This is a genomic window from Nonomuraea sp. NPDC046570 (assembly GCF_040645915.1).
Classification (GTDB): Bacteria; Actinomycetota; Actinomycetes; order Streptosporangiales; family Streptosporangiaceae; genus Nonomuraea.
In genome coordinates this window covers 663,925-690,190 of the sequence record NZ_JBEYZF010000001.1, presented here as the reverse complement: position 1 = coordinate 690,190, position 26,266 = coordinate 663,925, and the positions used below count along the sequence as shown (strand labels likewise).

At 71.4% G+C, this 26,266-nt stretch carries 24 protein-coding genes; 15 read left to right on the top strand and 9 right to left on the bottom strand.

Annotation, left to right across the window (positions count from 1 at the left end):
• Positions 1-40: 40 nt before the first annotated feature.
• From ABZ911_RS03220 to ABZ911_RS03195, 6 genes are all read left to right on the top strand, one after another.
• Positions 41-934 (top strand): serine/threonine-protein kinase, encoded by an 894-nt coding sequence (locus ABZ911_RS03220; protein ID WP_358051232.1) that lies wholly within the window; start codon positions 41-43, stop codon positions 932-934.
• A gap of 12 nt (positions 935-946) precedes the next feature.
• Positions 947-2,317: a GH1 family beta-glucosidase gene (locus ABZ911_RS03215; protein ID WP_358051229.1), complete on the top strand. Its 1,371-nt coding sequence runs from the start codon at positions 947-949 to the stop codon at positions 2,315-2,317.
• Positions 2,318-2,498: 181 nt separating this feature from the next.
• Positions 2,499-3,860, top strand: coding sequence for an ABC transporter substrate-binding protein (locus ABZ911_RS03210; RefSeq protein ID WP_358051226.1), 1,362 nt, complete (start codon positions 2,499-2,501; stop codon positions 3,858-3,860).
• Between the two features lie 63 nt (positions 3,861-3,923).
• A complete protein-coding gene (locus ABZ911_RS03205) occupies positions 3,924-4,904 on the top strand; it encodes a sugar ABC transporter permease (protein WP_358051440.1) in 981 nt (326 codons plus the stop codon).
• Complete coding sequence (locus ABZ911_RS03200; protein ID WP_358051223.1) at positions 4,901-5,851, top strand: carbohydrate ABC transporter permease; 951 nt, start codon at positions 4,901-4,903, stop codon at positions 5,849-5,851. Before ABZ911_RS03205 ends, ABZ911_RS03200 begins: the two co-directional genes overlap by 4 nt.
• Positions 5,848-6,855, top strand: coding sequence for a LacI family DNA-binding transcriptional regulator (locus ABZ911_RS03195; protein ID WP_358051221.1), 1,008 nt, complete (start codon positions 5,848-5,850; stop codon positions 6,853-6,855). Before ABZ911_RS03200 ends, ABZ911_RS03195 begins: the two co-directional genes overlap by 4 nt.
• Here ABZ911_RS03195 and ABZ911_RS03190 read toward each other — a convergent pair.
• The 3 genes from ABZ911_RS03190 to ABZ911_RS03180 all read right to left on the bottom strand — a co-directional run bounded on the left by ABZ911_RS03190 (position 6,843) and on the right by ABZ911_RS03180 (position 10,505).
• Positions 6,843-8,372 carry a glycoside hydrolase family 13 protein gene (locus ABZ911_RS03190; RefSeq protein ID WP_358051218.1) on the bottom strand — a complete coding sequence of 510 codons (1,530 nt, stop codon included), beginning with the start codon at positions 8,370-8,372 and terminating at the stop codon, positions 6,843-6,845. The two genes, ABZ911_RS03195 and ABZ911_RS03190, sit on opposite strands and share 13 nt — an antisense overlap.
• 113 nt (positions 8,373-8,485) lie before the next feature.
• Positions 8,486-9,499 (bottom strand): LacI family DNA-binding transcriptional regulator, encoded by a 1,014-nt coding sequence (locus tag ABZ911_RS03185; RefSeq protein ID WP_358051215.1) that lies wholly within the window; start codon positions 9,497-9,499, stop codon positions 8,486-8,488.
• 118 nt (positions 9,500-9,617) lie between these two features.
• Positions 9,618-10,505 carry a sugar kinase gene (locus ABZ911_RS03180; protein WP_358051212.1) on the bottom strand — a complete coding sequence of 296 codons (888 nt, stop codon included), beginning with the start codon at positions 10,503-10,505 and terminating at the stop codon, positions 9,618-9,620.
• 186 nt (positions 10,506-10,691) lie between these two features.
• Here ABZ911_RS03180 and ABZ911_RS03175 point away from each other — a divergent pair, with 186 nt between their 5' ends.
• From ABZ911_RS03175 to ABZ911_RS03160, 4 genes are all read left to right on the top strand, one after another.
• On the top strand, positions 10,692-11,438 hold the full coding sequence (locus ABZ911_RS03175; RefSeq protein ID WP_358051210.1) for a hypothetical protein: 747 nt from the start codon (positions 10,692-10,694) through the stop codon (positions 11,436-11,438).
• A gap of 166 nt (positions 11,439-11,604) precedes the next feature.
• Entirely contained in the window at positions 11,605-12,318 is a 714-nt protein-coding gene (locus ABZ911_RS03170) for a DUF4344 domain-containing metallopeptidase (RefSeq protein WP_358051207.1), read from the top strand.
• A 71-nt stretch (positions 12,319-12,389) separates the two neighbouring features.
• Positions 12,390-12,845 (top strand): GNAT family N-acetyltransferase, encoded by a 456-nt coding sequence (locus ABZ911_RS03165; RefSeq protein ID WP_358051204.1) that lies wholly within the window; start codon positions 12,390-12,392, stop codon positions 12,843-12,845.
• 56 nt (positions 12,846-12,901) lie between these two features.
• Positions 12,902-13,594, top strand: a complete 693-nt coding sequence (locus ABZ911_RS03160; protein WP_358051201.1) for a maleylpyruvate isomerase family mycothiol-dependent enzyme — start codon at positions 12,902-12,904, stop codon at positions 13,592-13,594.
• A gap of 9 nt (positions 13,595-13,603) precedes the next feature.
• Here ABZ911_RS03160 and fxlM read toward each other — a convergent pair whose 3' ends face one another.
• Entirely contained in the window at positions 13,604-14,812 is a 1,209-nt protein-coding gene (gene fxlM / locus ABZ911_RS03155) for a methyltransferase, FxLD system (RefSeq protein WP_358051198.1), read from the bottom strand.
• A gap of 181 nt (positions 14,813-14,993) precedes the next feature.
• Here fxlM and ABZ911_RS03150 point away from each other — a divergent pair, with 181 nt between their 5' ends.
• Together ABZ911_RS03150 and ABZ911_RS03145 are read left to right on the top strand one after the other, a co-directional pair.
• Positions 14,994-16,100, top strand: a complete 1,107-nt coding sequence (locus ABZ911_RS03150) for a serine hydrolase domain-containing protein (protein WP_358051195.1) — start codon at positions 14,994-14,996, stop codon at positions 16,098-16,100.
• A gap of 152 nt (positions 16,101-16,252) precedes the next feature.
• Positions 16,253-17,638, top strand: coding sequence for an LCP family protein (locus ABZ911_RS03145; RefSeq protein WP_358051192.1), 1,386 nt, complete (start codon positions 16,253-16,255; stop codon positions 17,636-17,638).
• A gap of 33 nt (positions 17,639-17,671) precedes the next feature.
• Here the strand turns inward: ABZ911_RS03145 and ABZ911_RS03140 are convergent, their stop codons facing one another.
• From ABZ911_RS03140 to ABZ911_RS03125, 4 genes are all read right to left on the bottom strand, one after another.
• Positions 17,672-18,595, bottom strand: a complete 924-nt coding sequence (locus ABZ911_RS03140) for a sugar kinase (RefSeq protein WP_358051189.1) — start codon at positions 18,593-18,595, stop codon at positions 17,672-17,674.
• 80 nt (positions 18,596-18,675) lie between these two features.
• On the bottom strand, positions 18,676-19,281 hold the full coding sequence (locus ABZ911_RS03135; RefSeq protein WP_358051186.1) for a response regulator transcription factor: 606 nt from the start codon (positions 19,279-19,281) through the stop codon (positions 18,676-18,678).
• A complete protein-coding gene (locus ABZ911_RS03130; RefSeq protein WP_358051183.1) occupies positions 19,281-20,378 on the bottom strand; it encodes a histidine kinase in 1,098 nt (365 codons plus the stop codon). Before ABZ911_RS03130 ends, ABZ911_RS03135 begins: the two co-directional genes overlap by 1 nt.
• Before the next feature lie 19 nt (positions 20,379-20,397).
• Positions 20,398-22,371 (bottom strand): hypothetical protein, encoded by a 1,974-nt coding sequence (locus ABZ911_RS03125; protein ID WP_358051180.1) that lies wholly within the window; start codon positions 22,369-22,371, stop codon positions 20,398-20,400.
• Between the two features lie 189 nt (positions 22,372-22,560).
• Between ABZ911_RS03125 and ABZ911_RS03120 the strand changes: the two genes are divergently transcribed.
• The gene (locus ABZ911_RS03120; protein ID WP_358051177.1) at positions 22,561-23,433 is read left to right on the top strand and encodes a bile acid:sodium symporter family protein; all 873 of its coding nucleotides are present in this window, start codon (positions 22,561-22,563) and stop codon (positions 23,431-23,433) included.
• Here ABZ911_RS03120 and ABZ911_RS03115 read toward each other — a convergent pair.
• Positions 23,416-24,654, bottom strand: coding sequence for a helix-turn-helix domain-containing protein (locus ABZ911_RS03115; RefSeq protein ID WP_358051174.1), 1,239 nt, complete (start codon positions 24,652-24,654; stop codon positions 23,416-23,418). The two genes, ABZ911_RS03120 and ABZ911_RS03115, sit on opposite strands and share 18 nt — an antisense overlap.
• Positions 24,655-24,703: 49 nt before the next feature.
• Between ABZ911_RS03115 and ABZ911_RS03110 the strand changes: the two genes are divergently transcribed.
• Together ABZ911_RS03110 and ABZ911_RS03105 are read left to right on the top strand one after the other, a co-directional pair.
• Positions 24,704-25,360 carry a cupin domain-containing protein gene (locus ABZ911_RS03110; protein WP_358051171.1) on the top strand — a complete coding sequence of 219 codons (657 nt, stop codon included), beginning with the start codon at positions 24,704-24,706 and terminating at the stop codon, positions 25,358-25,360.
• 100 nt (positions 25,361-25,460) lie between these two features.
• Positions 25,461-26,240, top strand: a complete 780-nt coding sequence (locus ABZ911_RS03105; protein WP_358051169.1) for an IclR family transcriptional regulator — start codon at positions 25,461-25,463, stop codon at positions 26,238-26,240.
• Positions 26,241-26,266: the final 26 nt, after the last annotated feature.

The window sequence follows — 26,266 nt, the reverse complement described above, 5'->3', positions numbered from 1 at the left end:
GAAGGTGTAACTTTTCGGGAAAGGCGCTGGGGAGGGGCGAATGGTCATCGGTGACCGCTATGAGCTCGACGACCTGCCTCTCGGCCAGGGCGGCATGGGCGCGGTCTACAGCGGTCATGATCGGCACCTTGACCGCCGGGTGGCGGTGAAGCTGCTGCGCTTCCCGGTCGGCCCCGACGAGGAGCTGGAGCGGCGCTTCGTCCGCGAGGCGCGCATCCTGGCCAGGCTGGAGCATCCGGGCGCGCCCGTGCTCTACGACTTCGGCACCCACGACCAGCGCATGTTCCAGGTGATGCAGTTCATCCAGGGTGTCACGGTCGCCGACCTGGTCAGCGAGCACGGGCCGCTGCCGGTCCCGTGGGCCGCCGCGATCGCCGCGCAGGCGTGCGCGGTGCTGTCGGCCGCGCACGCGCTGGAGATCTGCCACCGCGACCTGAAGCCCACCAACCTGATGCTCTGCCCCGACGGCAGCGTCAAGGTGCTCGACTTCGGCCTGGCGATGCTGCGCGAGACCGACGGAACCCAGTTCACCAGGGTCGGCCAGATCCTCGGCACGCCCGCGTACATGGCGCCCGAGCAGATCCAGAGCGGCCTGGCCGAGCCGCGCAGCGACCTCTACGCGCTCGGCTGCGTGCTGCACGAGATGCTGACCGGGCGGCAGTTGTTCACCGGGCCGACGGAGTACGCGGTCTTCGAGAAGCAGGTCAAGGAGCGCCCGCCGGCGGTGCCCGGCCTGCCTGCCGAGCTGTCCGCGCTGCTGGACTGCCTGCTGGAGAAGGATCCGCGCAAGCGGCCCGGGGACGCCCGCGAGCTGTATGACCGGCTGCAGCCGTTCGCGGTGGATCTGCCGATGCTGCCCGGCTTCCTCACCTCCCCCGATGTGCCGAGCCCCGGGCGGATGTACGCCAGGGTCGCCGGGCGCGTACACGGCTGACACGGAGGCATCATGCAGGCGGGGATTTTCCCTGAGGAGTTCGTCTGGGGCGCCGCCACGGCGTCGTACCAGATCGAGGGCGCGGTCAAGGAGGGCGGGCGCGGGCGGTCGATCTGGGACACCTTCGCCGCCACGCCCGGCAAGGTCGCCGGCGGCGACACCGGGGAGGAGGCGTGCGACCACTATCACCGCTACCGCGACGACGTGGCGCTGATGCGGGAGCTCCGGCTGCGCGCCTACCGGTTCTCGGTGGCCTGGCCCCGCGTCCAGGCCGACGGCACGGGCCCGGCCAATCCGGCGGGGCTGGGCTTCTACGACCGGCTGGTGGACGAGCTGCTGGCGGCGGGCATCACGCCGTACGCCACGCTCTACCACTGGGACCTGCCGCAGGCGCTGGAGGACGGGGGCGGCTGGGCGGCCCGTGACACCGCCTACCGGTTCGCCGACTACGCCGCGCTGGTGCACGAGCGGCTCGGCGACCGGGTCGAGCACTGGGCCACGCTGAACGAGCCCTGGGTGGCCGCCTTCCTCGGCTACGGCAACGGCGTGCACGCGCCGGGCAGGCGGGACCCGGCCGACGCGCTGCGCGCCGCGCACCACCTGCTGCTCGGCCACGGCCTGGCCACCCGGGCGCTGCGCGAGGCGGGCGCCCAGGAGATCATGCTGGTCCTCAACTCCTCCCCGGTGCTGACGCCCGCCCAGGTCGGCGACCCGGGCGCGGCGGTCTCCGAGGCCGACGCGGCGGCGGTGGAACGCGTTCACGCGCTGCTGAACCGGCGCTTCCTGGACCCGGTGCTGCGCGGCGCGTACCCGCGGGAGGTGCTGGAAGCCGAGGCCGGGCTCGACCACCGCCTGGACGGCGACCTGGAGATCATCAACCAGCCGATCGACCTGATCGGCGTCAACTACTACAACCCCTGCGTGGTCGAGGCGGCCCCCGGCGAGCCCGCCGACGCCGCCTGGCCCGGCTCGCAGGGCATCCGCTTCGTCCCCGCCGACGCCCCGACGACCGCGATGGGCTGGCCCATCGTGCCGACCGGCCTGTCCAGACTCCTGGTACGGCTCTCGCGCGACTACCCCGGGACCGGCCTCATGGTCACCGAGAACGGCGCCGCCTTCGACGACGTCGTCCAGGACGGCCGGGTCCGCGACGAGGGCCGCCTGGCCTTCCTCGACGGCCACCTGCGGGCGGTCCACGAGGCCATCGGCGGCGGCGCGGACGTGCGCGGCTACCTGGTCTGGTCGCTGCTGGACAACTTCGAGTGGGCCGAGGGCTACCGCCGCAGGTTCGGCATCGTGCACGTGGACCACGCCACCCAGGTGCGCACGCCCAAGGACAGCGCCCTGTGGTACCGGGGCGTGATCGAGCGCAACAGCCTCTGAATCCCGGCCCCCTGCATGTCATGTGCAGGGGGCCGCAAAATGTCGCATTGTAACCGTAATATCACGGAGCTTGACACTGTTACGTGCGCTAACGAGGCTCAGAGAGCGCTCTCAGGGGCGCGAAGTCCGGTGGCCGGCTACGACTCCGCGACCGGCCTGGCAACGTAATGGAGGATGATCCATGTCGTTCCCCTCCCGGCCCGTGCGCCTCGGCCTAGCGGCCGGCACCGTGAGTCTGGCGCTGATCGTCACCGGCTGTGGTTCCGGTGACTCCGGCAAGCAGGCCGAAGGCGAGAGCGGCGGCGGAACCTCCGCCGAGTGCGCGCCCTACGCCAAGTACGGCAAACACGACGGCAAGAAGGTCACCGTCTACTCCCCGATCCGCGACGCCGAAGCCGACCTGTTCGCCCAGACCTGGAAGCCGTTCGAGACGTGCACCGGGATGAAGGTCACCTACGAGGGCTCCGGAGAGTTCGAGGCGCAGATCCAGGTCCGCGTGGACGGCGGCAACCCGCCCGACCTCGCCTTCTTCCCGCAGCCCGGCCTGCTCGCCCGCTTCGCCAAGGCCGGCAAGCTCAAGGCCGCCTCCCCCGAGGTCAAAGCGCTCGCCGACTCCGGCTGGACGCCCGACTGGGTGAAGTACGGCACCGTCGACGGCACCTTCTACGGCGCCCCGCTGGGCGCCAGCGTCAAGTCGTTCGTCTGGTACTCCCCCACGATGTTCAAGGAGAAGGGCTGGCAGGTCCCCACCACCTGGGACGAGCTGATGACGCTCAGCGGCACCATCGCGGCGACCGGCGTCAAGCCCTGGTGCGCGGGCATCGAGTCCGGCGACGCGACCGGCTGGCCGGCCACCGACTGGATCGAGGACGTGATCCTGCGCGAACTCGGCCCCGACGAGTACGACAACTGGGTCGCGCACAAGCTCCCCTTCAACGACCCCAAGGTCGTCGCCGCCGTGGACAAGGTCGGCGCGATCCTGAAGAACGACAAGTTCGTCAACGGCGGCTACGGCCCGGTCAAGTCGATCGCCAGCACCGCCTTCCAGGAGGGCGGCGTCCCGATCACCGCCGGCAAGTGCGCCATGCACCGCCAGGCCTCCTTCTACGCCAACTTCTGGCCCGAGGGCACCAAGGTGGCCGAGGACGGCGACGTGTTCGCCTTCTACCTGCCCGGCAACGACACCGCCAAGAAGCCGGTGCTGGGCGCGGGCGAGTTCGTCGCGGCGTTCGCCGAGCGGCCCGAGGTCAACGCCTTCCAGCAGTACCTGGCCACCCCCGACTTCGCCAACGCGCGGATGAAGCTGGCCACCTACGTCTCCGCCAACAAGGGCGTCGACCTGGCCAACGCGCAGAACCCGATCGACAAGCTGTCCATGCAGATGCTGCAGGACCCGGCGACGGTGTTCCGCTTCGACGGCTCCGACCTGATGCCGGCCGCGGTCGGCGCGGGCACCTTCTGGAAGGGCATGACCGACTGGATCAACGGCAAGGACACCAAGACGGTGCTCGACTTCATCGACAAGTCCTGGCCCAAGTCCTAGTCACGCGAGGGTGTACGGCTCCCGGGCGGGAGCCGTACACCTGGTGGGGGAGGTTTCGTGGATCTGGACTTCGACTTCGCGGCGGAGCAGCCCAAGCTTGTCCAGTTACTGATCGGCGTCGTGGCGTTCTGCGCGGTCGTCGCCGTGGTCGTGCTGCTGCTCGATCGGGCGCCGACCCGGCAGCGGGCCCGGCTGCCCGCGCTGATCCTGCTGGCCCCCGCCCTCGTCCTGCTCGGCATCGGGCTGGTCGTCCCGGCGATCCGCACCACCCTGCTGTCGTTCATGAGCGGCGACAGCAGGGCCTTCGTCGGCGTCGACAACTACGCCTGGATGTTCACCCAGCCCGAAGCGCTGACCGTGCTGCGCAACACGCTCATCTGGGTGGTGCTCGTCCCGCTGGTGGTGACCTCGATCGGGCTGGTGTACGCGGTGCTGGTGGACCGCTCCCGGTTCGAGGCGCTGGCCAAGTCGCTGGTCTTCCTGCCGATGGCGATCTCGTTCGTCGGCGCGGGCATCATCTGGAAGTTCGTCTACGCCTACCGGCCCGAGGGCGCCGACCAGATCGGGCTGCTCAACCAGCTCGTCGTCTGGTTCGGCGGCGAGCCGCAGCAGTGGCTGCTGGAGCCGCCGGTCAACACGCTCTTCCTGATCGTGGTCATGGTCTGGATCCAGGCCGGGTTCGCCACCGTCGTGCTGTCGGCGGCGATCAAGGGCATCCCTGCCGAGATCGTGGAGGCCGCCCGGCTCGACGGCGCCGGCCCCGTCCAGATGTTCTTCCAGGTGACACTGCCCTCGATCCGGCCCGCGGTGATCGTCGTGCTGGTCACCCAGTCCATCGGCACGCTGAAGCTGTTCGACATCGTCCGGACGATGACCGGCGGGCAGTTCGACACCAGCGTCATCGCCAACGAGATGTACAACCAGGCCTTCCGCTACGGCGAGACCGGCAAGGGCGCGGCGCTGGCCGTCTTCCTGTTCGTGCTCGTCACCCCGATCGTCGTCTACCAGATCCGCGACCTGCGGCTGCGCCGGGAGGCCCGATGACCAGCACCGTCCTTCCCCTGGCGTCCGCCGAACCGAAGACCGCGGCGGGCCGCGTGCGCAGGTCGCTGTCCGGCAGGACCGCGAGCCTGGTGGCCGTGCTCATCGCGCTGCTCTGGACCGCGCCGACGTTCGGGCTGTTCCTGTCGTCGTTCAGGCCCGAGGACCAGATCAAGACGACCGGCTGGTGGACGTTCTTCACCGAGCCCGCGCTGACCCTTGACAACTACCGGGAGGTGCTGTTCGGCACCTCCTCCTCGTCGGGACAGCTCGCCAGCTTCCTGATCAACTCGATCGTCATCACCGTCCCGTCGGTGCTGTTCCCGCTGGCGCTCGCCGCCTTCGCCGCGTACGCGCTGGCCTGGCTGCCGTTCAAGGGCCGCGACTGGATCTACATCGGCGTCTTCGCCCTGCAGGTGGTGCCGCTGCAGATGGCGCTGGTCCCGCTGCTGTCGTTCTTCTCCGAGGGCGTGACCGTCTTCGGCTTGCAGATCCTGCCCGCCTGGGACCTCGAAGGCACCGGCCAGTTCGTCCAGGTCTGGTTCGCGCACACCTGCTTCGCCCTGCCGCTCGGCATCTTCCTGCTGCACAACTTCATGTCCGAACTGCCCGGCGAGCTGATGGAGGCGGCCCGCGTCGACGGCGCCTCGCACGGCACGATCCTGCGCAGGCTGGTACTGCCGCTGGTCGCCCCCGCCCTCGCCACCTTCGGCATCTTCCAGTTCCTGTGGGTCTGGAACGACCTGCTGGTCGGCCTGATCTTCGCCGGCGGCACCGCCGAAACCGCCCCGATGACCGTACGGCTTGCGCAGATGGCCGGAACCCGGGGCAATGAGTGGCAACGCCTGACATCCGGCGCTTTCGTCTCTGTCATCATTCCTCTCGTGGTCTTCCTGTCGATGCAACGCTATTTCGTCCGCGGCCTGCTGGCCGGAAGCGTGAAGGGATGAGGCGTCCCACGCTGGAGGCCGTCGCCGCACGGGCCGGAGTCTCGCGGGCGACCGTCTCCCGGGTCGTCAACGGCCAGGAGACGGTCGCCGCGCACATCCGCGAGGCCGTGCAGCGTGCGGTCGACGAGCTCGGCTACGTGCCCAACTCCGCGGCCCGCAGCCTGGTCACCCAACGCACCGACTCGATCGCGCTGGTCTTCTCCGAACCGCCGACCAGGGTCTTCTCCGAGGACCCGATGTTCTCCACGGTGATCCGCTCGGCCAGCGTCGAGCTGGAGGCGGCCGACAAGCAGGTCGTCCTGATGCTGACCGGCTCCCCCAAGAGCCACACCCGGGTCGAGCGGTACATCTCCAGCGGCCACGTCGACGGCGTCATGCTCATCTCGATGCACGGCGCCGACCCGCTCCCCGCCGCGATCGCCCGGCTCAGGGTCCCGGTCGTCTCCTACGGCAGGCCCGCCGTCCCCATCGACATCCCCTACGTCGACAACGACAACATGGGCGGCGCCGAGGCCGCGGTCCGGCATCTGGTGGACACCGGCCGCCGCCGGATCGCCACCATCGCCGGACCGCCGGACATGATCGCCGGGCAGGACCGGATGAGCGGCTACCGCAAGGTGCTGCGCGACTCCGACCTGCCCTCGATCGTCGCGGTGGGCGACTTCACCCGGCAGTCGGGCGCGGTGGCGATGCGCCGGCTCCTCGGCGACGACCCCGCGCTGGACGCGGTGTTCGTCGCCAACGACCTGATGGCGGTGGGCGCGCTGCAGGCGCTGCGCCAGGCGGGCCGCCGGGTGCCCGGCGACGTGGCGGTGGTCGGCTTCGACGACATCGAGGCCGCCAAGTACACCGAGCCGCCGCTCACCACCGTCCGCCACCGGGTCTACGAGCAGGCGGCCGCGACGGTCCGCCTGCTGCTCGGCCTCTTCGAGGGCGGCCCGGCCGACCCGGTGATCCTGCCCACCGAGCTGGTCGTGCGCGAGTCCGCCCCTCAGCGGGCGTAGATCCAGGCGGCGGTGTCCGCGGGCAGGGCGTCGCCCTCGATCGGGCCGCTGGCCAGCAGTACCCGATCGTGCGGCGGGAGCCCTATCGGGTCGGGGCCCAGGTTGACGACGCAGGTCAGGCCGGACTCCCTGGTGAAGGCCAGGACGCCGGGGCCCAGTGGGAGCCAGGTGAGGGTGCCGTCGCCGAGGTGGTCGCGACGCAGGCGCAGGCCCGTGCGGTAGAGGTTCAGCATGGAGCCGAGGTCGGTGTCCTGGGCCTCGGCGGTGAGCTCGCGCCACTCTCCGGGCTGCGGCAGCCACGGCTCGCCGGCGCCGAACCCGAACGGCGGGTGCTCGCCCGACCAGGGCAGCGGCACCCGGCAGCCGTCCCTGCCCGGCACGGTGCCGTCCGAGCGCCTCCAGATGGGGTCCTGGCGCAGCTCGCCGGGGATGTCCTCGACCTCGGGCAGGCCGAGCTCCTCGCCCTGGTAGACGTAGACGCCGCCGGGGAGCGCCATGGCCAGCAGCGCCGCCGCCCTGGCCCTGCGGTGGCCGAGTTCCAGGTCGGCGGGGGCGCCGTCCCGGCGGGCGCCGTTGTCCCAGGAGGTGTCGGCTCTGCCGTACCGGGTGACCACGCGGGTGACGTCGTGGTTGGACAGGACCCAGGTGGGCGGGGCGCCGAGCGGGAGGTGGGTGGCCAGGGTCTGGTCGATGGACCGGCGCAGCGCCTCGGGGTCCCAGGGGCAGGCGAGGAAGTCGAAGTTGAAGGCGGTGTGCAGCTCGTCGGGGCGCAGGTAGCGGGCGAAGCGTTCCTGGTCGGGCAGCCAGACCTCGCCGATGAGGACGCGTCCGCCGTACTCGTCGGCGATCCGGCGCCAGCCCCGGTAGACCTCGTGCACCTCGTCGAGGTCCTCGAAGCCGGTCTCCGACTTCATCAGCAGCGCGGCCGAGTCGATGCGGACACCGTCCACGCCGCGGTCGAACCAGAACCGCAGGACGTCGTGGAACTCCTGGTGCACCTCAGGGTTGTCCCAGTTGAGGTCGGGCTGCTCGGGGGCGAACAGGTGCAGGTACCACTGGCCGTCGGGCGCCTGGGTCCAGGCGGGGCCGCCGAAGATGGACCGCCAGCCGCCCGGCTCGTCCCTGAACCAGAACCGTTCCCTGGCCGCTGACCCCGGCCCCCCGGCCAGCGCCTCCCGGAACCAGGCGCTCTCGGTGGAGCTGTGGTTGGGCACCACGTCGACGATGATCCTGATGCCCAGCGCGTGGGCCTCCTCGATGAGCAGCTCGGCCTCACCGAGCGTGCCGAAGACCGGCTCGATGTCCCGGTAGTCGGCCACGTCGTACCCGCCGTCGGCCATCGGCGACGGATACCACGGGTTCAGCCAGACCGCGTTCACCCCGAGCTCCGCCAGGTACGGCAGGCGCCCCCGAAGCCCGGCCAGGTCGCCCACCCCGTCGCCGTTCCCGTCGGCGAAGCTGCGCAGGTAGACCTGGTAGATCGCGGCGCCCCGCCACCACGTGTCGGATCTCCTCATGGTCTGGCCCTTCTGAAGGGGAGCATTGCCATGACGATAGATGCAGCGCAAGACTTCGACAAGATAGTGCAATATAACGACCGAGCTATGTTGTGAATAGAAAAGGCGTGCCTTCAGGCGATTCTGGCCGTCGAGGCCCGGACCACCAGCTCGGGCTCGAAGAGCAGCTCGTCGGAGGCCACCTCGGCCTTGTCGATCAGCGCCACCAGCAGCTCCACCGCGGCCCGGCCCATCGCGTCGATCGGCTGGCGCACCGTGGTCAGCGGCGGGTCGACGCAGTTCATCAGCGCCGAGTCGTCGTAGCCGATGACCGAGACGTCGCCCGGCACCGAGCGGCCCGCCCGCCTGGCCGCCCTGACCACGCCGAGCGCGAGCAGGTCACTGGCGCAGATCACTCCGGTCACCCCGCGCCCGACCAGCCGGGCCGCCGCCGCGTGGCCGCCCTCCAGCGAGAACATCGTGTGCTCGACCAGCTCGGGATCGCCGCCCTTGGCGAGGAAGGCCGCCAGCTTGCGCCGCGAGGGCATGTGGTCCCTGGGGCCGAGCACCATGCCGACCCGCTCGTGGCCGAGCGCCCGCAGGTGGCCGAGCGCCATCTCGGCGGCCACCACGTCGTCGGAGGAGACCTGCGGGAAGTCGAGGTGCTCGACGGCCGCGTTCACCAGGACGGCGGGCAACCGCCTTTCGGTGATCAGCGCGTAGTGCTCGTGGGAGGCGTCGGCCTGGGCGTAGAGGCCGCCGGCGAAGACCACGCCGGAGACCTGCTGCTGCAGCAGCAGGTCCACGTAGTCGGCCTCGGAGACGCCGCCCGCGGTCCTGGTGCACAGCACCGAGGTGAAGCCCTGCTGGGCGAGCGCGCCGCCGACGACCTCGGCGAAGGCGGGGAAGATCGGATTCTGCAACTCGGGCAGGACCAGGCCGACCAGGCGGGCGCGGTCGCCGCGAAGCTGGGTGGGACGCTCGTAGCCGAGGACGTCGAGGGCGGTGAGCACGGCCTCGCGGGTCGCCTCCGAGACCCCGGGCTTGCCGTTGAGCACGCGACTGACGGTCGCCTCGCTCACCCCGACCTTCTTGGCCACCTCTGCCAGTCGTCGCGTCATGCGCAAACTATACGACCGCCTACGCAACTCGTTGCAGTCGCTTGCGTAGGGCGAACGTCATGATTTGCGTGGATATATCAGCGTCCTCACCCAGCAGCGGGCACGTCCCAGACATTTTTTGCGCGAACAAGTCAGAATTTTTCTCTCATGGGGCGAGCAGAGGCAGTTCGGCGCGAGTGGGCAGGCCCTGCCAGTCGCTGGCGCTGGTCACCGCGAACGCGCCGAGCAGCGTGGCCCTGCTCAGCCGCTCCTGCGGGGTCAGCCCGTCCAGCGCCGCGCTGAGGTACCCGGCGACGAACGCCTCCCCCGCTCCCATCGTGTCGACCACGGGCACCAGCACGCTCGGCGCGTCGTAGCGCATCCGGTCGGCCCGCACGCTCGCCCCCTTCGCGCCCCGGGTCACCACCACCTCGCGCTCCGGCATCAGCGCCGGCTTGACCAGGTCGAGCTCGTCCTGCCCGGCGAACAGCAGATGGGAGTAGCCGGCCAGCTCGCCGAGCACCTCCTGGGCCTCGCCCAGCGACGGCCAGAGGTCGGCCCGGTAGTCGACGGCGAAGGAGATCATCACGCCGGCCGTACGGGCCGCCCGGATCGCCGCGTGCACCGCGTCGCGCGGATCGCGGCCAAGCGCGGCGGTGATCCCGCTGAGGTGCAGGACTTTCGCGGCCGCGATCCGGTCGATGGGCACGTTCCCGGGAGAAAGTCGGGAGCCCGCCGAATCCGTGCGGTAATGAGTGACCCTGCTCACATGACCGATTCGCGATTCCTTGAGTAACAATCCCGTGGGCGCGCTCTCGTCGATCCTGACGTCGGAGACGTCGACTCCCTCGCCGCGCAGGACGGTCAGGATTCTGACGCCGAGTTCGTCGGCGCCCACTTTGCCCAGATAGCTCACCGCGTGCCCCAGCCTGGCCAGGCCGATCGCCAGGTTCAGCTCGGGCCCACCCACGTCCAGCCTGGCCTCACTGTCGTGACGGAGCCTGCCGCTGGACACCACTCCCAAGGGCTCGCCGAGGGTGTAGACGTCGGTCATGGGATGAACTCTATCGAGTCATAAATTTTCACAGGAAACTCGCTGGTCACGTACATGTCGGCTTTGTGATCAAAACTTTTCCGTATCTTGAGTCAACCTTTTCCCCGTATGGTGCCTCTAACTGTTAGACGGGCTCGGCGATCCCGCGCCGAAACCATCGATACGGGGAGAGGAATCAGCACCCTCATGAAGAAGATCGCAGCAGGAGTTCTCGCCGCCGCCATGGGTGGCGCACTGCTCATCTCGGGTGGCTCGGCCTCGGCCACGGCCTCCCGCGCCACCCTCGACGTACAGATCGAGGACATCAACCCGAACCCGGTCATCATCACCAAGAACGGTGTGACCACCGCCAGGTTCGACGTGGTCGCCTCCGAGGCGGCCGAGAAGGTCGAACTCCTGGTCAGGCCGACCGGCGACCAGCCGCGCACGCTCGTGGCGAAGGACGTCAAGGTCGACCACAAGGGCGAGCACTGGATCTTCACGGTGCCGTTCAGCGCCGGAGACCCGGTGGGCAAGTGGCGGGCCACCGCCACCGCCTACGACAAGGACAAGAAGAGCGACACCGACAAGGCCTACTTCGCCGTCGAGGAGGAGCAGGGCAAGGCCGACACCCGGATCAGCCGCTTCCGCGCCAGCCCCGACCCGGTCCGCAAGGGCAAGTCGCTCTGGTTCAAGGGCAGGCTTCAGGTTGACGAGGACCACCACTGGTCCGGCTACGACGACGCCGAGGTGGGCATCTACTTCCGCGCCAGTGGCTCCAGCGGCTGGAAGTGGGTCGCCGACGCCGACACCGACCGTCGCGGCAACTTCGTGACCAGGACCAAGGCCTGGAAGAGCGGCACGTTCAAGGCCGTGTACGAAGGCGACGAGGACACCAACGCCTCGGAGAGCCGTCACGACTGGGTGCGCGTCTACCGTGGCTACCGCCACTGATCAGCGTCACCACCGAAGCCCGGCCCGCCCTCAGGCGGCCGGGCTTCGGCCGTTTCCGCCTCCCGGCATGACCCGGAAATCTTTGGGTAAACGCGTCTTCACGCGTTTGACGATCTCGGAACCGTTGCATGGATAGCCCCGTTCCCGATCGAACAGAGGAGACCGCATGCTGCACCACCTGCTCGCCGGATCGACCGCCCTGGTGCTGGGCCTGCCCGCGCAGGCGGCCACCGGCGACCCGGTGCAGGTCCGCTACGAACGCCCCGGATCGAGCAGCACGGCCAAGGCCGCCCTGCTGCTGCGCGAGAGCGGCGTCCTGCGCACCAGGCTGCGGCTGCCGGACAAGGTCACCGTCGTCGCCAAGGACTGCGGCGCTCCCAAGGCCTCCTGGGACCACGAGCGGCGCCGGATCACCTTCTGCTACGAGCTGGTCAAACAGCTCTCGAAGACGCTGACCGGCATCGCCGAGACGGAGGAGACCCTGGACCGCAGGCACGACACCCGCGTCGACGCCGCCCTCGCCGTACTCTTCCACCACCAACTCGGCCACGCCGCCACCTCCCTGTACGGCATGCGCTCCCCCTCCGCCGAAGCCCTCCCCGACCGCTTCGCCGCCCTCACCCTCACCGCCGAGTACGGCAGGCAGCCCAAGACCGTGATCGCCGCCGCCGAGGCCCGTCACCTGCTGGGCTCCAACGCCCCGCTGCACCACCTGGGCGGCCCCACCGAGTCCGCGACCTTCGCCTGCCACCTCTACGGCGCCTCCCCGAAGGCGCACGGCCGCATCGCCTCGGCCGGCTGGCTGCCCGCCGACCGCGCCCCCGGCTGCGCCCAGGAGTACAGCAGGCTCAAGACCGACCTGGGCGGCTACGTCGACTGACGAAGTGGTATCCCGCTTTCTCCCAAAAGTGGCAGTACTACGCCGGGCCACTTGTCCCTAAGGTTGCCCGCATGGTCAGCATCGACGAACTCCACCCCTCCGACAGAGCCGCCTGGGAAGGGTTGTTCCGCGCCTACATCGACTTCTACCAGCGCTCCGAGCCGGACGAGATGTACGCCAGGGCGTGGCAGGAGTTCCAGGCGGGCACCCGGATGCACGCCCTCGGGGCGCGGCTGGACGGCAGGCTCGTCGGCATCACCCACTTCCTCGTCCACCCCAGCACCTCGTCGCCCGACGCCGACGTCTGCTACCTGCAGGACCTGTTCACCGCTCCGGACGTGCGCGGCAGGGGCGTGGCCCGCGCGCTGATCGCCGCCGTGACCGACCGGGCTCGCGCCCAGGGCTGCTTCCGCGTCTACTGGAACACCCACGAGTCGAACGCCACGGCCCGCCGCCTGTACGACAAGGTGGCGGAGAACCGGGGCTTCCTCAGGTACCAGATCGACCTGGCCCCTGCGCCGAGGTGAAGTCGCAGGTCACGGCCCCGGCGTGAAGCACCGCCCGCCCGGGTACCAGTGGACACATGCTGAAAGAGTTCGACCCGTTCGACATCTTCGACACCGAGGCCGCCAGGCTCGACCGCTTCTTCGCCTCGCTCGACGAGGAGGGCTGGGCCCGGCAGTCCAGGTGCGCGGGCTGGTCGGTGCGCGACGTCCTCGCCCATCTCGCGGGCGAGGAGCTGTACAACCACGCCTGCCTGGACGACGACCTCACCGGATTCAACACCCTGCTGGATCGCGAGGGCGTGTCCGGCTACGAGGCTTTCAACGAGTGGTGCGTACGGCAACGCCGCGACCTGCCCGTGGACGAGGTGCTCGCCGAATGGCGCGACCGGAACGGCGAGACCCGTGCCCGCATGCGCGCCCTGGGCGCCGACGCCCTGCTGGAGACGTCCGCGGGGCCGTACCCGGTGGGGTTGCAGACCTTCCACTACGACTCCGAGCTCGCTACGCACGCCGACGACGTGAGCGCTCCGGTCTCCGCCGAGGAGCAGGACGGCCGCATCTGGTGGCGTGTGCAGGTGGGCATCCACGTGCTGGCCGAGACGGGCAGCGACGCCCAGGTGGAGGTGGAGGGGGAGCAGGTGTGGGTGCACGTGAACGGGGTGACCCAGGAGCTGACCTACCCGCTGTTCGTCGAGGCCACGGTGGGCCGGATCCCTTACGACCATCCGGTCGACCCGCGGGTGAAGGCGGCTCTCCGCGTCCTGGCCTGAGCGCTCTGGTCAGGGCCAGGTGATGACGAGCCGGGTGTGCCGCTTGTCGACGACCTGCCCGCCGGGCAGCCGCTCGTCGGGCGTGCCCGCCGGGTAGGCGGTGATGCGCGGTCCGGGTCCGGAGCGGTGGCGGCGGTCCCAGTGGCCGATCTGCTCGGCCATCCGGTCCGCGAGGCCGTCCGCGTCCCGTCCGTGGGCGTACACGCCGAACTCGTACCTCGACCGGCCCCTTCCGCTCACCCGCCGCACGGTGAGGTAGGCGAACGCGCCGACGTCGACCACGGCGGCGCAGGCCTGGCGGTTGGCCGGGCTGACGACGCCGCTGTCGAGCAGCGGGTCCACGGCGAGGAGGCAGAAGCCGGGCAGGGCTGTCGCCAGCCACAGGTGCAGCGTGTCGAACGGCTCCACGCCACCCACCATCACCCCCGACCACGCCTCCGCTCTCGGGAGGTCCAGGACGCCGTCCAGCGACTCGGGCTCATCCGGCAGGCCCTCGTCGAACAGCAGGACGACCTCCCGGTCCCGCAGGAACAGCAGGCGCTCCGCGTGCGCTCCGGACCCCTGCATCGCGACGAATCCGCACGGCTCGACCGACTCGCCGACCAGCCGCCCGCCGTCCCGCGCGAAGGCGATCGACCGGGTCAGCCCGCACATCCGCAGCGGGACGGTGATGCTCCCGTCCTCGGCGAGCTGGTCCACCCAGGCCGGCGGGATGTCCCAGGCGGCGACGGTGACGATCACCCGGTCGTAGGGGGCGTGCTCCGGCACGCCGTCCTCGGCGTCCGCCAGTACGGCGCGCACGCGCGCGTATCCGGCCTCGGCGAGGCAGCGGCGCGCCCGGTCGATCACCTCCGGGTCGATGTCGACCGAGGTGACCTCGCCCTCCTCGCCGACCAGTTCCGCCATCAGTGCCGCGTTGTAGCCGCCGGAACCGATCTCCAGCGCCCGCATGCCAGGGGCGAGCCTGGCCTGTTCCAGCATCACGGCCTGGATCTGCGGCGCGGACACCGAGCTGACGACGATGCCGCGCCGGTCTCGCTTGGTGACCACGACCTCGTCGGCGTACGCCGTCTCCAGGGACTCCCCCGGGACGAACACGTGCCGGGGCACCGTGGCGAAGGCTTCGGCCACCCGGTCGTCGCGGATCGCCCCCTGGTCGCGCAGCCGGTCGACCAGGGCCGCGCGCAGCCGCGCGGCGAACTGGGCTTCGTCGTCCATCTGCCGCAGCCTAGTCACTGACCGTCGCCGTGTGGACGCGCATGGTCCCCGGACACGCTGATCGGCTTCGCGTTCGGCGTGGGGCCTACGATCCGAGAGATGTACCACCCCAGGTGCGGCTCCGGCCGCCTGCCGCCGCCACCACGCGGGCGGCCGACATCAGCGTCGACGCGGAGGCACCTTGACACCCGTACCGTTCACCTCCGAAGACACAGCCCGCCTCGCCGAGACCCTGACCGAGGTGGTGGCCGACGGCGTCACCCCCGGCGGGGTCGTCGTCTGCGGATCCCTCGGCGCCGACCGGCAGGTCCTGACCGCGGGCACCGTCGCCCCCGAGCACGGCGATCTCACCCCCACCGAGCACACCATGTACGACGTCGCCTCCCTGACGAAGGTCATCGCCACCTGGCCCCTCGTCGGCCAGGCACTGGACGCCGGTCTGCTCGAACTCGACGCCCCGGTACGCGACTTCCTCCCCCCGATCAACGGCGAAGCCCCCAGCGGCGAGGCGACCGTCCGCCAGTTGCTCGCCCACACCGCGGGCCTGCGCGTCGCCACCCGCCTGGACCACTACCGGGGAGCGGACGCGCCACTGCACGAACTCCTCTGCCGCGAGCCGCTGGAGGACACCCCCGGCCGGCACCGGTACATCAGCCGCGGCTACATCCTCCTCGGCCTGGCGCTGCCGTACCTGCGCGGCTCCTCGCTGGACCATCTGGCCGACCGCCTGTGGCGGGAGCTGGGGATGAACTCGACCGTGTTCAGCCCCGTCACCCGCAGCCACCGGGTGGCCCCCACCGAGCAGCGCATCCCCGGCGCCCCCAGAGTCTGGGGCGTCGTCCACGACGACAGCGCCGCGATCCTGGGCGGCGTCGCCGGGCACGCCGGAGTCTTCTCCACCCCCGCCGACCTCGCCACCTACGCCGAACACCTGCTGGCCGCCTACGCCTCGGGCGCCCCGCTCGGCGAATGGCTGCGCGCCAGCCTGGTACGGCAGGCCGCCATCAAACCCGGCCTGGACCGCGGGCTCGCCTGGATCCTCGCCGCCGGCGGCCGTACCGCCTTCCACCACGGTTTCACCGGCACCAGCCTCTTCCTGGCCCCGGAAGACGGCCGCTACCTGGTCATCTGCACCAACGCCGCCTACCACCCCACCGCCCGCGCCCGCATCGCCCCGCTGCGCTCCCTCGCCCTCAAAACGATCTCCGCCACTTCGGTTGACGACACTTCAAGATCCCCCCAGCTGACGCGCACTATGCTGTGCGATCGATCGCTAAGCGAGGAGTAGAACGTGGGGCGAGTGTGACCGAAGTGGACAGCCCTCGCGGAGGAGTCGCGACCGGAGACCGCCATGACGCCCCTGCCGGCTTCGACCGCGGCCCAGCCGGGCCGCGGTCCGCGCGGGGTGTACGGCGGGGCCGCTTAGGCGTGCTCGGCTGGGTGAGCGTCACCACGGCCTGCGTCCTCGTGGCAGCCAGCCTGACGGGCTACTTCTACTACCGCGCGCTCGACGAGAGGATCAAGCGCGAGGACGTCGACGCGGGCCTGGGAACCGACCGCCCCCCGGAGACGGGCGCCCTCAACGTCCTGCTCATCGGGTCGGACTCCCGCGAGGGCAACAACAAGCGGTACGGCGCGAAGTCCCAGGGACTGGGCGAACGCAGCGACACGCTCATGATGCTGCACATCTCGCCCGACCGGGACAAGGCGATCGTGATCAGCTTCCCGCGTGACGCCATGGTGTCCATGCCGCAGTGCGACCGGCCGGGCGGCGGGGTGATCGCCGCAGGGCTGCGGCAGATCAACAGCGCCTTCAACGACGGCGGGGCCGCGTGCGCGATCAAGACGATCGAGGCGGTGACCGACATTCACATCAACCATTTCGTGAAGGTCGACTTCACCGGCTTCAAAGGCATCGTCGACAACATCGGCGGCATCGAGATCTGCCTGCCCAAAGGGGTCGACGACCCCAAGGCGAAGTTCGTCCTGGGGCCGGGCAAGCACGTCGTGAACGGCGAGCAGGCGCTGGGCTATGTGCGCACCCGGTACAAGCTCGGCGACGGCAGCGACCTGAGCCGGATCCAGCGCCAGCAGGTCTTCGTGTCCAAGGTGCTGGAGAAGGTCACCGACGGCGGACTGCTCACCGAGCCGGACAAGCTGGACGGCTTCCTCAAGGCGGCGACCTCCGCGGTGACCGTGGACCGGGGTCTCACGCTCTCCCGGATGCTGGACATCGCCACCAGTGTCAAGGGCCTGACCGCCAAGGAGCTCAAGGGCATCACCGTGCCCGTCGAGGCGTATCCGGCGGACAAGAACAGGGTCCAGTTCAAGGAGCCCGAGGCCCGCCAGTTCTTCGACCGGATCCGTGACGACGTCGAGGTCTCCACCACGCCGACCGCCTCGGCCTCCGCCGCGCCGAAGATCACGCACGAGCAGGTCCGGGTGCAGGTCTTCAACGGCTCCGGCGAAGGGGGCAGGGCCACCCAGGTGGCCGACGAGCTGACCGCGCAGGGTTTCGTGGTGACCCACGTCGGCAACGTCGCCCCGACCGAGGTCACCGCGATCCGCTACGGCAAGAAGGACGCCGAGGGGGCCGCGTACGCCGGCACCGTGGCGGCCAGGCTGTCCAAGGACAAGCGCACCCCCACGGCGGGCAAGATCAGGCCGCTCACCCTCGAAGCCCGTACCCCCAAGGCGCAGGCGCCCACCGGTCCCGTCGTGCAGTTGGTCATCGGCACCGACTGGCCCGGGGTCCGGGTCGCGTCCGCGATCCCTGACTCGCTCAAGGGGAAGGTCGTGGACAGCAGCACCAACCCGTGCCTGTGAGAGCCTTCAGCGCACGGCCGGCGAAACCGCACCTCACCGGTCGACGTCGGCCCCACCCGAAATCTCGGAGAGGTACGGCAAGCCGCTCTGATCCCCAGGCGTGCCCACCACGAACGCCGCCACCCGGGCCCCCACCCGCAGCGCCTCGGGAACCGGAAGCTCCCGCAGCCACCCCGACAGGAACCCGGCCGCGAAAGCGTCGCCCGCCCCCACCGAGTCCACGGCCGTGACCGGCCACACGGGCACCTCCCAGGAGGACCGCCCGTCGGTGGCCTTCGCCCCCCGAGCGCCGAGCTTGGTCACGACCAGACCGGCTCCCCGCTCGAAGAACCAGCGCTCCCCCTCCTCCCCCGCGATCACCGAGGTCTCCTCGTCCCCGGTGAGCACCAGGTCGGCGTGCACGGCCAGCTCCTCGATCAGCTCCCGCCACCGCTCGGCCGACGCCAGCTTGAAGCGCAGGTTCGGATCGAGGCAGACGGGTACTCCGGCCGCCTTCGCCGCGGCGACCGCCGCGTGCGTGGCCTGCCGCGCCGACTCCGACAGCGCGGCGGTGATGCCGGTGACATGCAGCAGCTTCGCCCCGCCGATCCAGTCGTGGTCGACGTCGGCCGCGTCGAGGCGGCTTCCGGCCGACCCGGCCCGGTAGTAGGCCACCGAGATGCGCCGCTCCGCCAGGCAGTCCCTGACCAGCAGCCCGGTCGGCGCGTCGGGGTCGACCCGGGCGCGCGAGACGTCCACGCCCTCGCCGCGGAGGGTGTTGAGCACCACCCTCCCGAACGGGTCGTCGCCCACCCTGCCGAACCATGCCACGTCGTGTCCCAGCCGGGCCAGCCCGACCGACACGTTGGCCTCCGCCCCGGCCACCGACCGGGTGAAGGAGGTCGCCTCGGCGAGCGGCAGGCCGCGCTCGCCGTACATCAGCACCATCGCCTCACCAAAGGTGATCACTTCAGCCATGGTGCGAACTCTTCCATGTATTGCCCCGGCAAGACCTATTCGGGTCCCCTCCCGGCCGTTGTGCCTGGTGGGCGGGTGGCTCACAGCCAGCCGTTGTGCCGCGCGGTTCTGGCGGCCTCGATGCGGTTGCGGGTGCCGGTCTTGCCGATCGCCATGGACAGGTGGTTGCGTACCGTGCTCTCCGACAGGTGCAGGCGGGCGGCGAGGTCGGCGACGGTGGCGCCGTCCGCGGCGGCGGCCAGCACCTCGCGCTCCCGCGCGGTGAGCGGGTTGGCGCCCGTGCTCAGCGCGGCGGCGGCCAGGGCCGGGTCGACGACCTTCTCTCCGGCGAGCACCCGGCGCACGTCGGAGGCGAGCCGCTCCACGGGCGCGTCCTTCACCAGGAACCCCACCGCCCCCGCCTCCATGGCCCGCCGCAGGTAGCCGGGGCGGCCGAAGGTCGTCAGGATCACCACCCGGCACGACGGCAGCGCCTCGCGCAGGTCGGCGGCGGCCCGCAGGCCGTCGCGGCCGGGCATCTCGATGTCGAGCAGCGCCACGTCGGGGCGCGCCGCCAGCGCCGCGGCCACCACCTCGTCGCCGGTCGCGACCTGGGCGACCACCTCGATGTCGTCCTCCATGCCGAGCAGCAGGGCGAGCGCGCCGCGCATCATGCCCTGGTCCTCGGCCAGCAGCACCCTGATCATCAAACGACGGCCCTGACCAGGAAGCCGCCGCGCGGGGTCGGGCCGTACACCAGGCTGCCGCCCGCGGCGGCGACCCGCTCGGCCAGGCCGTCGAGCCCGTGGCCCGCGCCGCCGCCCGCCTCGCGCGCGGGCCCGTCGTCCTCGATCTCCAGAACCAGCACCGGCCCATCCTCGCGTACGGCCAGCGAGATGCGGCACTCCGTGGCGTCGCTGTGCCGGAGCACGTTGGTCGTCGCCTCCCTGACCGCCCAGCCGAGCAGCGCGTCGACCTCGGGCGCGGGCCGTACCTCTGCGACCTGGACGGTCACCTGGACGCCCGCGTCGGGCAGCGTGGCGCGGGCGGTGTCCAGTTCGGCGGCCAGCCCGCGGCCCCGGTAGCCGGTGACGGCCGCGCGGACCTCGGCGAGCGCGGTCCTGCCGAGCCGCTCGATGTCGGTGGCCTGCCGCCCTGCCTCCTCCGGGGAGCGGTCCGCGACCCGGCGGGCGACCTCGGCCTTGACCACCATCACCGAGAGCGTGTGGCCGAGCAGGTCGTGCAGGTCGCGGGAGAAGCGCAGCCGCTCCTCGGCGACGGCGGCCTCGGCGAGTCGTTCCCTGGTGCGTTCGAGCTCGCCGACCACGGCGTACAGGTGCAGGATCACGGCGATGACGACGCCCGCGCCGAAGGTGCCCCAGCCGAAGGCGAGCACCGCGCTCAGGCCGCCGCCGTCGCGCCACACCAGCAGACCGGCGAGCGCGGTCACGGCGGCCAGCGCCCGGACGGCCCGCCGCCCGGTCAGGACGACGGCCACCGCGACGCCGGCGACGGGGAACAGGTAGAACCACGAGCCGCCGTAGGCGAGGCAGGCGAGCGCGACCACGACGACCAGCAGCGCGAGCAGCGCCGTGGCCGGTCCCCTGCGCTCGGCGAAGGCCAGGCGGATCGCGGCGAGGTACAGCACGGTCGCGGCGGCCAGCACCAGCCAGGCGAGCCAGGCCGGCTGGTGGCGTCCCTCGGCCACGTCCCAGGCGGGCGCGGCGGCGAGCAGCGCCAGGACGCTGAGCGCCGTGACGCCCGGCCCGTCGTTCCCGCCGCCCAGCGGCTCCAGCCATCCCACCGGCCCACGGTAACGCCGGTCAGCGCGGGTCGGCGGCGCACGGCGCACGGCCGCACACGTCGATCACCACCCCGGTCTTGAGGAAGACGGATTTCTGCAACTGCGCGGCCGGGGTCCGGCGCGGGTCCTCGTGCGGGTCCTCGCCCTGCGTGGGCGGGGTGTTGGTGAGCGGCGGCACGGGCGTGCCGCTGTCCCAGACCACCATCGCCGACCCGGCGTGCGCCCGCCCGCGAATCTCCGGAATCCCCCAGTACGGCACGACGTCCGGGCTGCGCCCCTGCGCGAGCGCCGGGGCCAGCACCCGGGCGCCGACGGTACGCGCCTCGACGTCGGCGCTGACCATCGCCACCTGGTGGTCGCCGAAGGCGACGTGCATGAGCACCCGGTGCCGCGGCGTCCCCCGGTACGGGTCGCCGGTCATGTGCGCGGCGTAGCCGGCGGCCTCGCCCCGGTCCCACAGCATCTGCATGAGGCCGAGGATGACCTGCTGGTCGAGCCGGTCGGGGTAGCCGCGGTCGAAGGCGGCCTGGAAGGGCGCGGCGTCGGAGCTGCGGTTGAACAGCGTGCTGTAGTTCATCCCGGTCACGCCGAGCACTCCGTACCTGATGTCCTTGGACAGGGCGACCAGCGCGCCGCCCAGGATGCCACCCTGGCTGTTGCCGTCGAAGACCAGCCCCTTGCGGACGTCGACCAGCTTGCGGCCCTCGGCGGTGCGGAACGCCGGGTGCGCGGCGAAGCCGTCCCTGGCGAGCATCGCCCGGCCGAGGAACATGGCGTTCAGGAAGCCCTGCTGGCTCCGGTCGGGCACGGTGTGGAAGCGGGACATGTCGGTGAAGGTGGAGATCACGTTGGGGATGTCCTCGTCGGCCATGCCGATCCACTTGGTCGCGCAGAAGGCGAAGCCGTGCGTCTGCGCCATGGTCTTGACGTTTCCGGCGCCCACCTCGGTGTGGCGGCCGAGCAGGCCGTGGCCGTACAGGGAGAGTCTGACCGGGCGGTCGAAGGCGACGCGGGGGATCTCGCAGCGGAACGGGGCGACCTGCTCGTTGCCCGGCAGGCGGGCCGGCAGCCCGGCGGGGCCGTAGTTGAGGCCGGAGCCGGGTGGGCCGCCCGGCTGGTTCAGGTAGCTCGGGACGCGGACGGAGCCCTCAACGCGGCGGGCGATGCGGGCGTCCTGTTCGGGGGTGAAGTCGGTGACGGTGGTGACCTCGAAGGCCGGTGAGCGGTCGCCGAGGGCGCGCAGGGCGTCGTCGCGCATGGCCAGCGCGCGTCCGGCCAGGCCGCGCTCGCTGGCGACGGTGAAGTCCCAGGCCAGGTAGAGCCCTTCGGTCCCGACGCCGCGCCGGCGCAGCGCGGACAGCGCGGGTTGGAGCTGACGCTGGCGTTCGCGCAGGTCGTGGCCGGGTGGCAGCGGGGGTCCGGCGACGGCGGCGAAGGCCGGGTTCGGCGCGATCACGGTGCCCGCGGCGTCGCGGAGGTCGCGCAGCGCGACGGCGTACCGGTGGCCTTCGCGCAGGTTGCGGGCGGGTCTGATGATCAGCGCCTGCCGGTCGGCGGGCGCGTTCGCGTCCAGTTCGGCCCAGTAGGGCCAGCGCTCCCCCGTCGCGGTGTCCAGCAGGACGATCGGCGCGCTCCTGTCCAGCGACCTGCCGATGTCGGTGATCGGCGCCGCGCCCGTCCTGGCCAGGTCCAGGCCGGGCACCCGGGCCAGCAGCGCGGAGCCGGGCGAGAAGCCGTCGGACCGGTTCCACTCGGCGGGCGCGATCGGTACCCCGGCCGCCGAGACCGGCATGGCCTCGGCGGGGAAGGCGACCCGGCGGCCGGTGTCGGTGCCGCGGTCGGCGACGGTGAAGTAGTCGCTGGGGAAGGGCAGCAGGCAGCCCGCGGGGTCGATCGGGTCGCAGACGGCGTCGGGCGCGGCGGCGGCGGGGGCCGGAACCACGGTCAACGCCAGGGCGAGACAGACGGGCAGGAGGCGGGAGACGGCACGCACGCGGCACCTCGACATCCGGAAGGGTGCGCCCATCGTCGGCGCGCCGATCTTCCGCCGTCAATGACTTTGTGATCGATCACAGGTCCGGCTGCCGGGGTTTGCGGCCCTGTCCAATTCACAGGCTCGGCCCTGTGGCCCATGGTGTGTCTGGAGTGCACCCGCACCCAAAGGAACGAGGATCCGCCCCCCATGGCCCTTGCCGAAGTCTTCCTTCCCATCGCCCTCGCGATCATCATGTTCGGCCTCGGCCTGAGCCTGACGGTCGCCGACTTCCGCCGCGTCGTCGCCTACCCCAAGGCCACCCTGATCGCGCTGCTCTGCCAGATCCTGCTGCTGCCCGCCGTCTGCTTCGGGCTGGTGCTGCTGTTCGGCCTGCCGCCCGCGCTGGCCGTGGGCATGATGCTGCTGGCCGCCTCGCCGGGCGGTACCACGGCGAACCTCTACAGCCACCTGTTCGGCGGCGACGTCGCGCTCAACGTGACGCTGACCGCGATCAACTCGGTGCTGGCCGTGGTGACGCTGCCGCTGGTCACCAACCTGTCGCTGTCCTATTTCGCCGCCGACTCCGGCACGCTGGGCCTGCAGTTCGACAAGACGCTGCAGGTGGTCGCGATCGTGCTGGTGCCGGTGGCGATCGGCATGGCGGTCCGGGCCGCGCTGCCCGCGTTCGCCGAGCGGATGAGCACGCCGGTGAAGATCGCCTCGGCGGTCATCCTGGCCGTCGTGATCGCCGGCGTCCTGCTGCAGGAGCTGGACAACCTCGGCGGGTACATCCGGTCGGCCGGCCTGGTCACCCTGGTGTTCAGTGTGCTCAGCCTGACCGTGGGCTACTGGGTGCCGCGCCTCGCCAAGATCGAGCGCAGCCAGGCCATCGCCTCCTGCATGGAGATCGGCATCCACAACGCCACCCTGTCCATCGCGGTGGCGCTCACGCTGCTGAACAACAACCAGATGGCCGTGCCCGCCGCCACCTACGGGGTGCTGATGTTCTTCACCGCCGCCGCGGCCGGGTTCCTGCTCAGGTCGCGTACGGCGCAGCCGGTCTCAGGTCCCGCGGCCTGAGGAGCCCCGGTGGGCGAGCTGGCGCCTGGCCGCCAGCGCCGCCCCGATGCGCTGGAGCTGCGCGGGGTCCATGGGGTCGAGCCCGGTCAGGCTGACCGCCCTGCGCAGCCGGTAGTCGACGGTGTTCGGGTGCACGTGCAGCCGCTCGGCCGTACGCCGCCGGTCCAGGCCGCTGTCCAGGTAGGTCTTGAGCGTCCTGAGCAGGTCGGGGTTGTCCAGCAGTGGGTCCAGCAGCCCGGCGAGCGCGGCGGTGGCCTCGCTCGGCCGGGTGAGCTGGTATTCCAGCGGCACGTCGGTCAGCCGGTACACGCCCGGCGGGCGCTGGAAGAGGCGCACCACCTCCAGCACCTCCTCGGCGAGCTTCGCCGCGGCCGGTACGCCGGTGGGCACGGCGAACTCCGCGGCGGCCCACACCGGGGCCCCGGCCGCCCGGCCCATCGCCTCGGCCATCTCGCCGACGGCCGCCCACTCCAGCCCGTCGCCCGGCAGCGGCACCAGCACCAGGCCGCCCGCCGCGTCGAGGACCGACAGCACCTGGTCGGCGGCCTCGCGCTGGAGGGCGCCGCGAATCCGGTGGATCTTGCGACGGCCGGCGATGGCGCCGCCGGGTTCGGCCGAGCGTTCGTCGGCGTGCGGGCCGACGGCGATGGCCAGGATCAGGTAGCGGGGGGCGAGCCGTACCGCGGCCAGGGCGGTGCGGTCGCCGCTGAGCAGGGCCGAGGCGATCGCGTGCATGGCGTGCTGTTCCTGGCTGAGCATGCCTTCGCGTTCCTCGACGTAGGCCGAGCAGACGGCGGCGGTCACCGACTCGACGTACAGCAGGAAGAGGCGGTTGACGGTGAGGGCGTCGTCGAAGTCGGCGGCGGTGGCGGAGGCGAACAGGTGCTCCCAGATCTTGCGGGCGCCGAGGTGGTAGGCGGCGAGCAGCGCCTCCAGCGGCACCCCCTCCTGGGCGCGCCGGGCCGCCGAGGCCCGTAGCGGGGCCAGCTCGGTCCTGGTGGGCGGGCAGCGGTCGCGGAGCATGTGGGAGATCATCCGCAGGTTGTGCTCGGTGATCCTGGTGATGTCGCCGTCGAGTTCCTCCTGGGGAAGCCGCCGGTAGATCGGGATCTCCTCGGCGAACGCGCGCACGAGCCGGCGCGCCAGCCTGGCGGTCTGGCGTTCGAGCACCTCGTGCGCGGGGCGCCCGGCCAGGATGAGCGGGTCAGGCGTGTCGGCCACGGGCGAACCCTCTCAAACCTTTCCAAAGCCCTCAAGTAGGGTCCCAGGCATGAGCGGATTCCCCGGCGCCGTAGGCCTTTCGCACCTTCGCCCCTACGACTGCGGTGGCTCACCCCACCTGCACACCGCCTCCACCGAGGGGTACGTCGTGGTCGGCGGCGAGGGCACCCTGGAAACGCTGAGCGCCCAGGGGTACGGCGAGCACCCGCTGACCCCGGGCACCGTGCTGTGGTTCACCCCGGGCACCGTGCACCGGGTCCGCGGCGAGCTGGAGATCCTCGTCGTCATGGAGAACGCGGGCCTGCCGGAGGCGGGCGACGCGGTCATGACGTTCCCCACGCGGGTGCTCGCCTCGGCCGAGGAGTACGCGAAAGCGGCGGCCCCGCCCGCCGACGAGGCCGCCGCCGCCCGCCGCCGGGACCTGGCCGTCGAGGGCTACGAGAGCTGGCGCGACCGGGTGACCGCCGAGGGGCCGGGCGCGCTGGCCGAGCTGCACGAGCTGGCCGTGGCCCTGGTGGCTCCCCGGCTGGGCCGGTGGCGGGAGCTGTGGCGCGACCGGGCCCTCGCCCAGGCGGAGCTCACCGGCACCCGCCTGGACCACCTCGGCAAGGCCAGCACCGCGCTGCTGGCCGAGGCCGCCGTCTCCTCGGCCAGCCCCACCGACCGGCTCGGCATGTGCGGCCACCTGCGCGCCTACCACTCCTAGGGCGCCTCAGAGCCGAACAGGAAGCCCAGGTCGGCGCCTTGGTCGGAGAGCCACGGAGAGCTTCTTCCAATTAACGGAACTCTGATCTAATATTTGGAATATGATCGAGCCTAGTCCGGATTCGCCGCCTGGAGAAGAGCGGCTCGTCGGGTCCGACCGGGTGCTCGTCGTGCTTCGGGTGCTGGCCGAGCGGCCCGAAGGCGTCGGCCTGGAGGAGATGGCCAAGGCCCTCGACAGCCCCAAGCCGACCGTCCACCGCGCGCTGGCCGCCCTGCGCAGGGCCGGGTTCGCCATCCAGGACGGCAGAGGGCGCTACCTGCTGGGGGACGAGTTCCTGCGGCTGGCCTTCACCCACCACGAAGCGCGGCCCGACCACGCGCGGATCCGTCCCGCCCTGGAGCGGCTCGCCAACCGGTTCGGGGAGACCGCCCACTACGCGGTGCTCGACCGGCGGGAGGTCGTCTACCGCGCCAAGGTCGACTCGCCCTCGGGAGCGGTGCGGCTCAGCTCCACCGTCGGAGGCCGCAACCCCGCGCACAACACCGGCGTCGGGAAGGTGCTGCTGGCCTGGGCGCTGCCCGACGACGACGCCGTCCGCGCCTGGGCCGCCGAAGGGCCGCTGTCGCGTCCCACCCGGCGGACCAAGGTGGCGGTGGAGGAGCTGTGCGCGGAGCTGGCGACGGTCCGCGAGCTTGGGTACGCCGTGGACGACCAGGAGAACGAGGAGGGGGTCAACTGCCTGGCGGTGCCCGCCTTCCTCACCTCGTCGGTCGTGCCGAGCGGAGCGGTGAGCGTGAGCGCCCTGGCGTATCGGACGCCCTTGGCCGACCTGGTCGCCGCGGTCGCGGAGATCCGCGACATCGTCGCCGAGACCCGCTGATTTCTGTAGGTTCCAACCCCTTGGAG

Excerpts from the sequence above, each read along its gene's own strand:
- ABZ911_RS03220 (WP_358051232.1), top strand. The coding sequence starts at position 41 with ATGGTCATCGGTGACCGCTATGAGCTCGACGACCTGCCTCTCGGCCAG.
- ABZ911_RS03215 (WP_358051229.1), top strand. The coding sequence starts at position 947 with ATGCAGGCGGGGATTTTCCCTGAGGAGTTCGTCTGGGGCGCCGCCACG.
- ABZ911_RS03210 (WP_358051226.1), top strand. The coding sequence starts at position 2,499 with ATGTCGTTCCCCTCCCGGCCCGTGCGCCTCGGCCTAGCGGCCGGCACC.
- ABZ911_RS03200 (WP_358051223.1), top strand. The coding sequence starts at position 4,901 with ATGACCAGCACCGTCCTTCCCCTGGCGTCCGCCGAACCGAAGACCGCG.
- ABZ911_RS03195 (WP_358051221.1), top strand. The coding sequence starts at position 5,848 with ATGAGGCGTCCCACGCTGGAGGCCGTCGCCGCACGGGCCGGAGTCTCG.
- ABZ911_RS03190 (WP_358051218.1), bottom strand. The coding sequence starts at position 8,372 with ATGAGGAGATCCGACACGTGGTGGCGGGGCGCCGCGATCTACCAGGTC.
- ABZ911_RS03180 (WP_358051212.1), bottom strand. The coding sequence starts at position 10,505 with ATGACCGACGTCTACACCCTCGGCGAGCCCTTGGGAGTGGTGTCCAGC.
- ABZ911_RS03175 (WP_358051210.1), top strand. The coding sequence starts at position 10,692 with ATGAAGAAGATCGCAGCAGGAGTTCTCGCCGCCGCCATGGGTGGCGCA.
- ABZ911_RS03170 (WP_358051207.1), top strand. The coding sequence starts at position 11,605 with ATGCTGCACCACCTGCTCGCCGGATCGACCGCCCTGGTGCTGGGCCTG.
- ABZ911_RS03165 (WP_358051204.1), top strand. The coding sequence starts at position 12,390 with ATGGTCAGCATCGACGAACTCCACCCCTCCGACAGAGCCGCCTGGGAA.
- ABZ911_RS03160 (WP_358051201.1), top strand. The coding sequence starts at position 12,902 with ATGCTGAAAGAGTTCGACCCGTTCGACATCTTCGACACCGAGGCCGCC.
- fxlM (WP_358051198.1), bottom strand. The coding sequence starts at position 14,812 with ATGGACGACGAAGCCCAGTTCGCCGCGCGGCTGCGCGCGGCCCTGGTC.
- ABZ911_RS03140 (WP_358051189.1), bottom strand. The coding sequence starts at position 18,595 with ATGGCTGAAGTGATCACCTTTGGTGAGGCGATGGTGCTGATGTACGGC.
- ABZ911_RS03135 (WP_358051186.1), bottom strand. The coding sequence starts at position 19,281 with ATGATCAGGGTGCTGCTGGCCGAGGACCAGGGCATGATGCGCGGCGCG.
- ABZ911_RS03120 (WP_358051177.1), top strand. The coding sequence starts at position 22,561 with ATGGCCCTTGCCGAAGTCTTCCTTCCCATCGCCCTCGCGATCATCATG.
- ABZ911_RS03110 (WP_358051171.1), top strand. The coding sequence starts at position 24,704 with ATGAGCGGATTCCCCGGCGCCGTAGGCCTTTCGCACCTTCGCCCCTAC.
- ABZ911_RS03105 (WP_358051169.1), top strand. The coding sequence starts at position 25,461 with ATGATCGAGCCTAGTCCGGATTCGCCGCCTGGAGAAGAGCGGCTCGTC.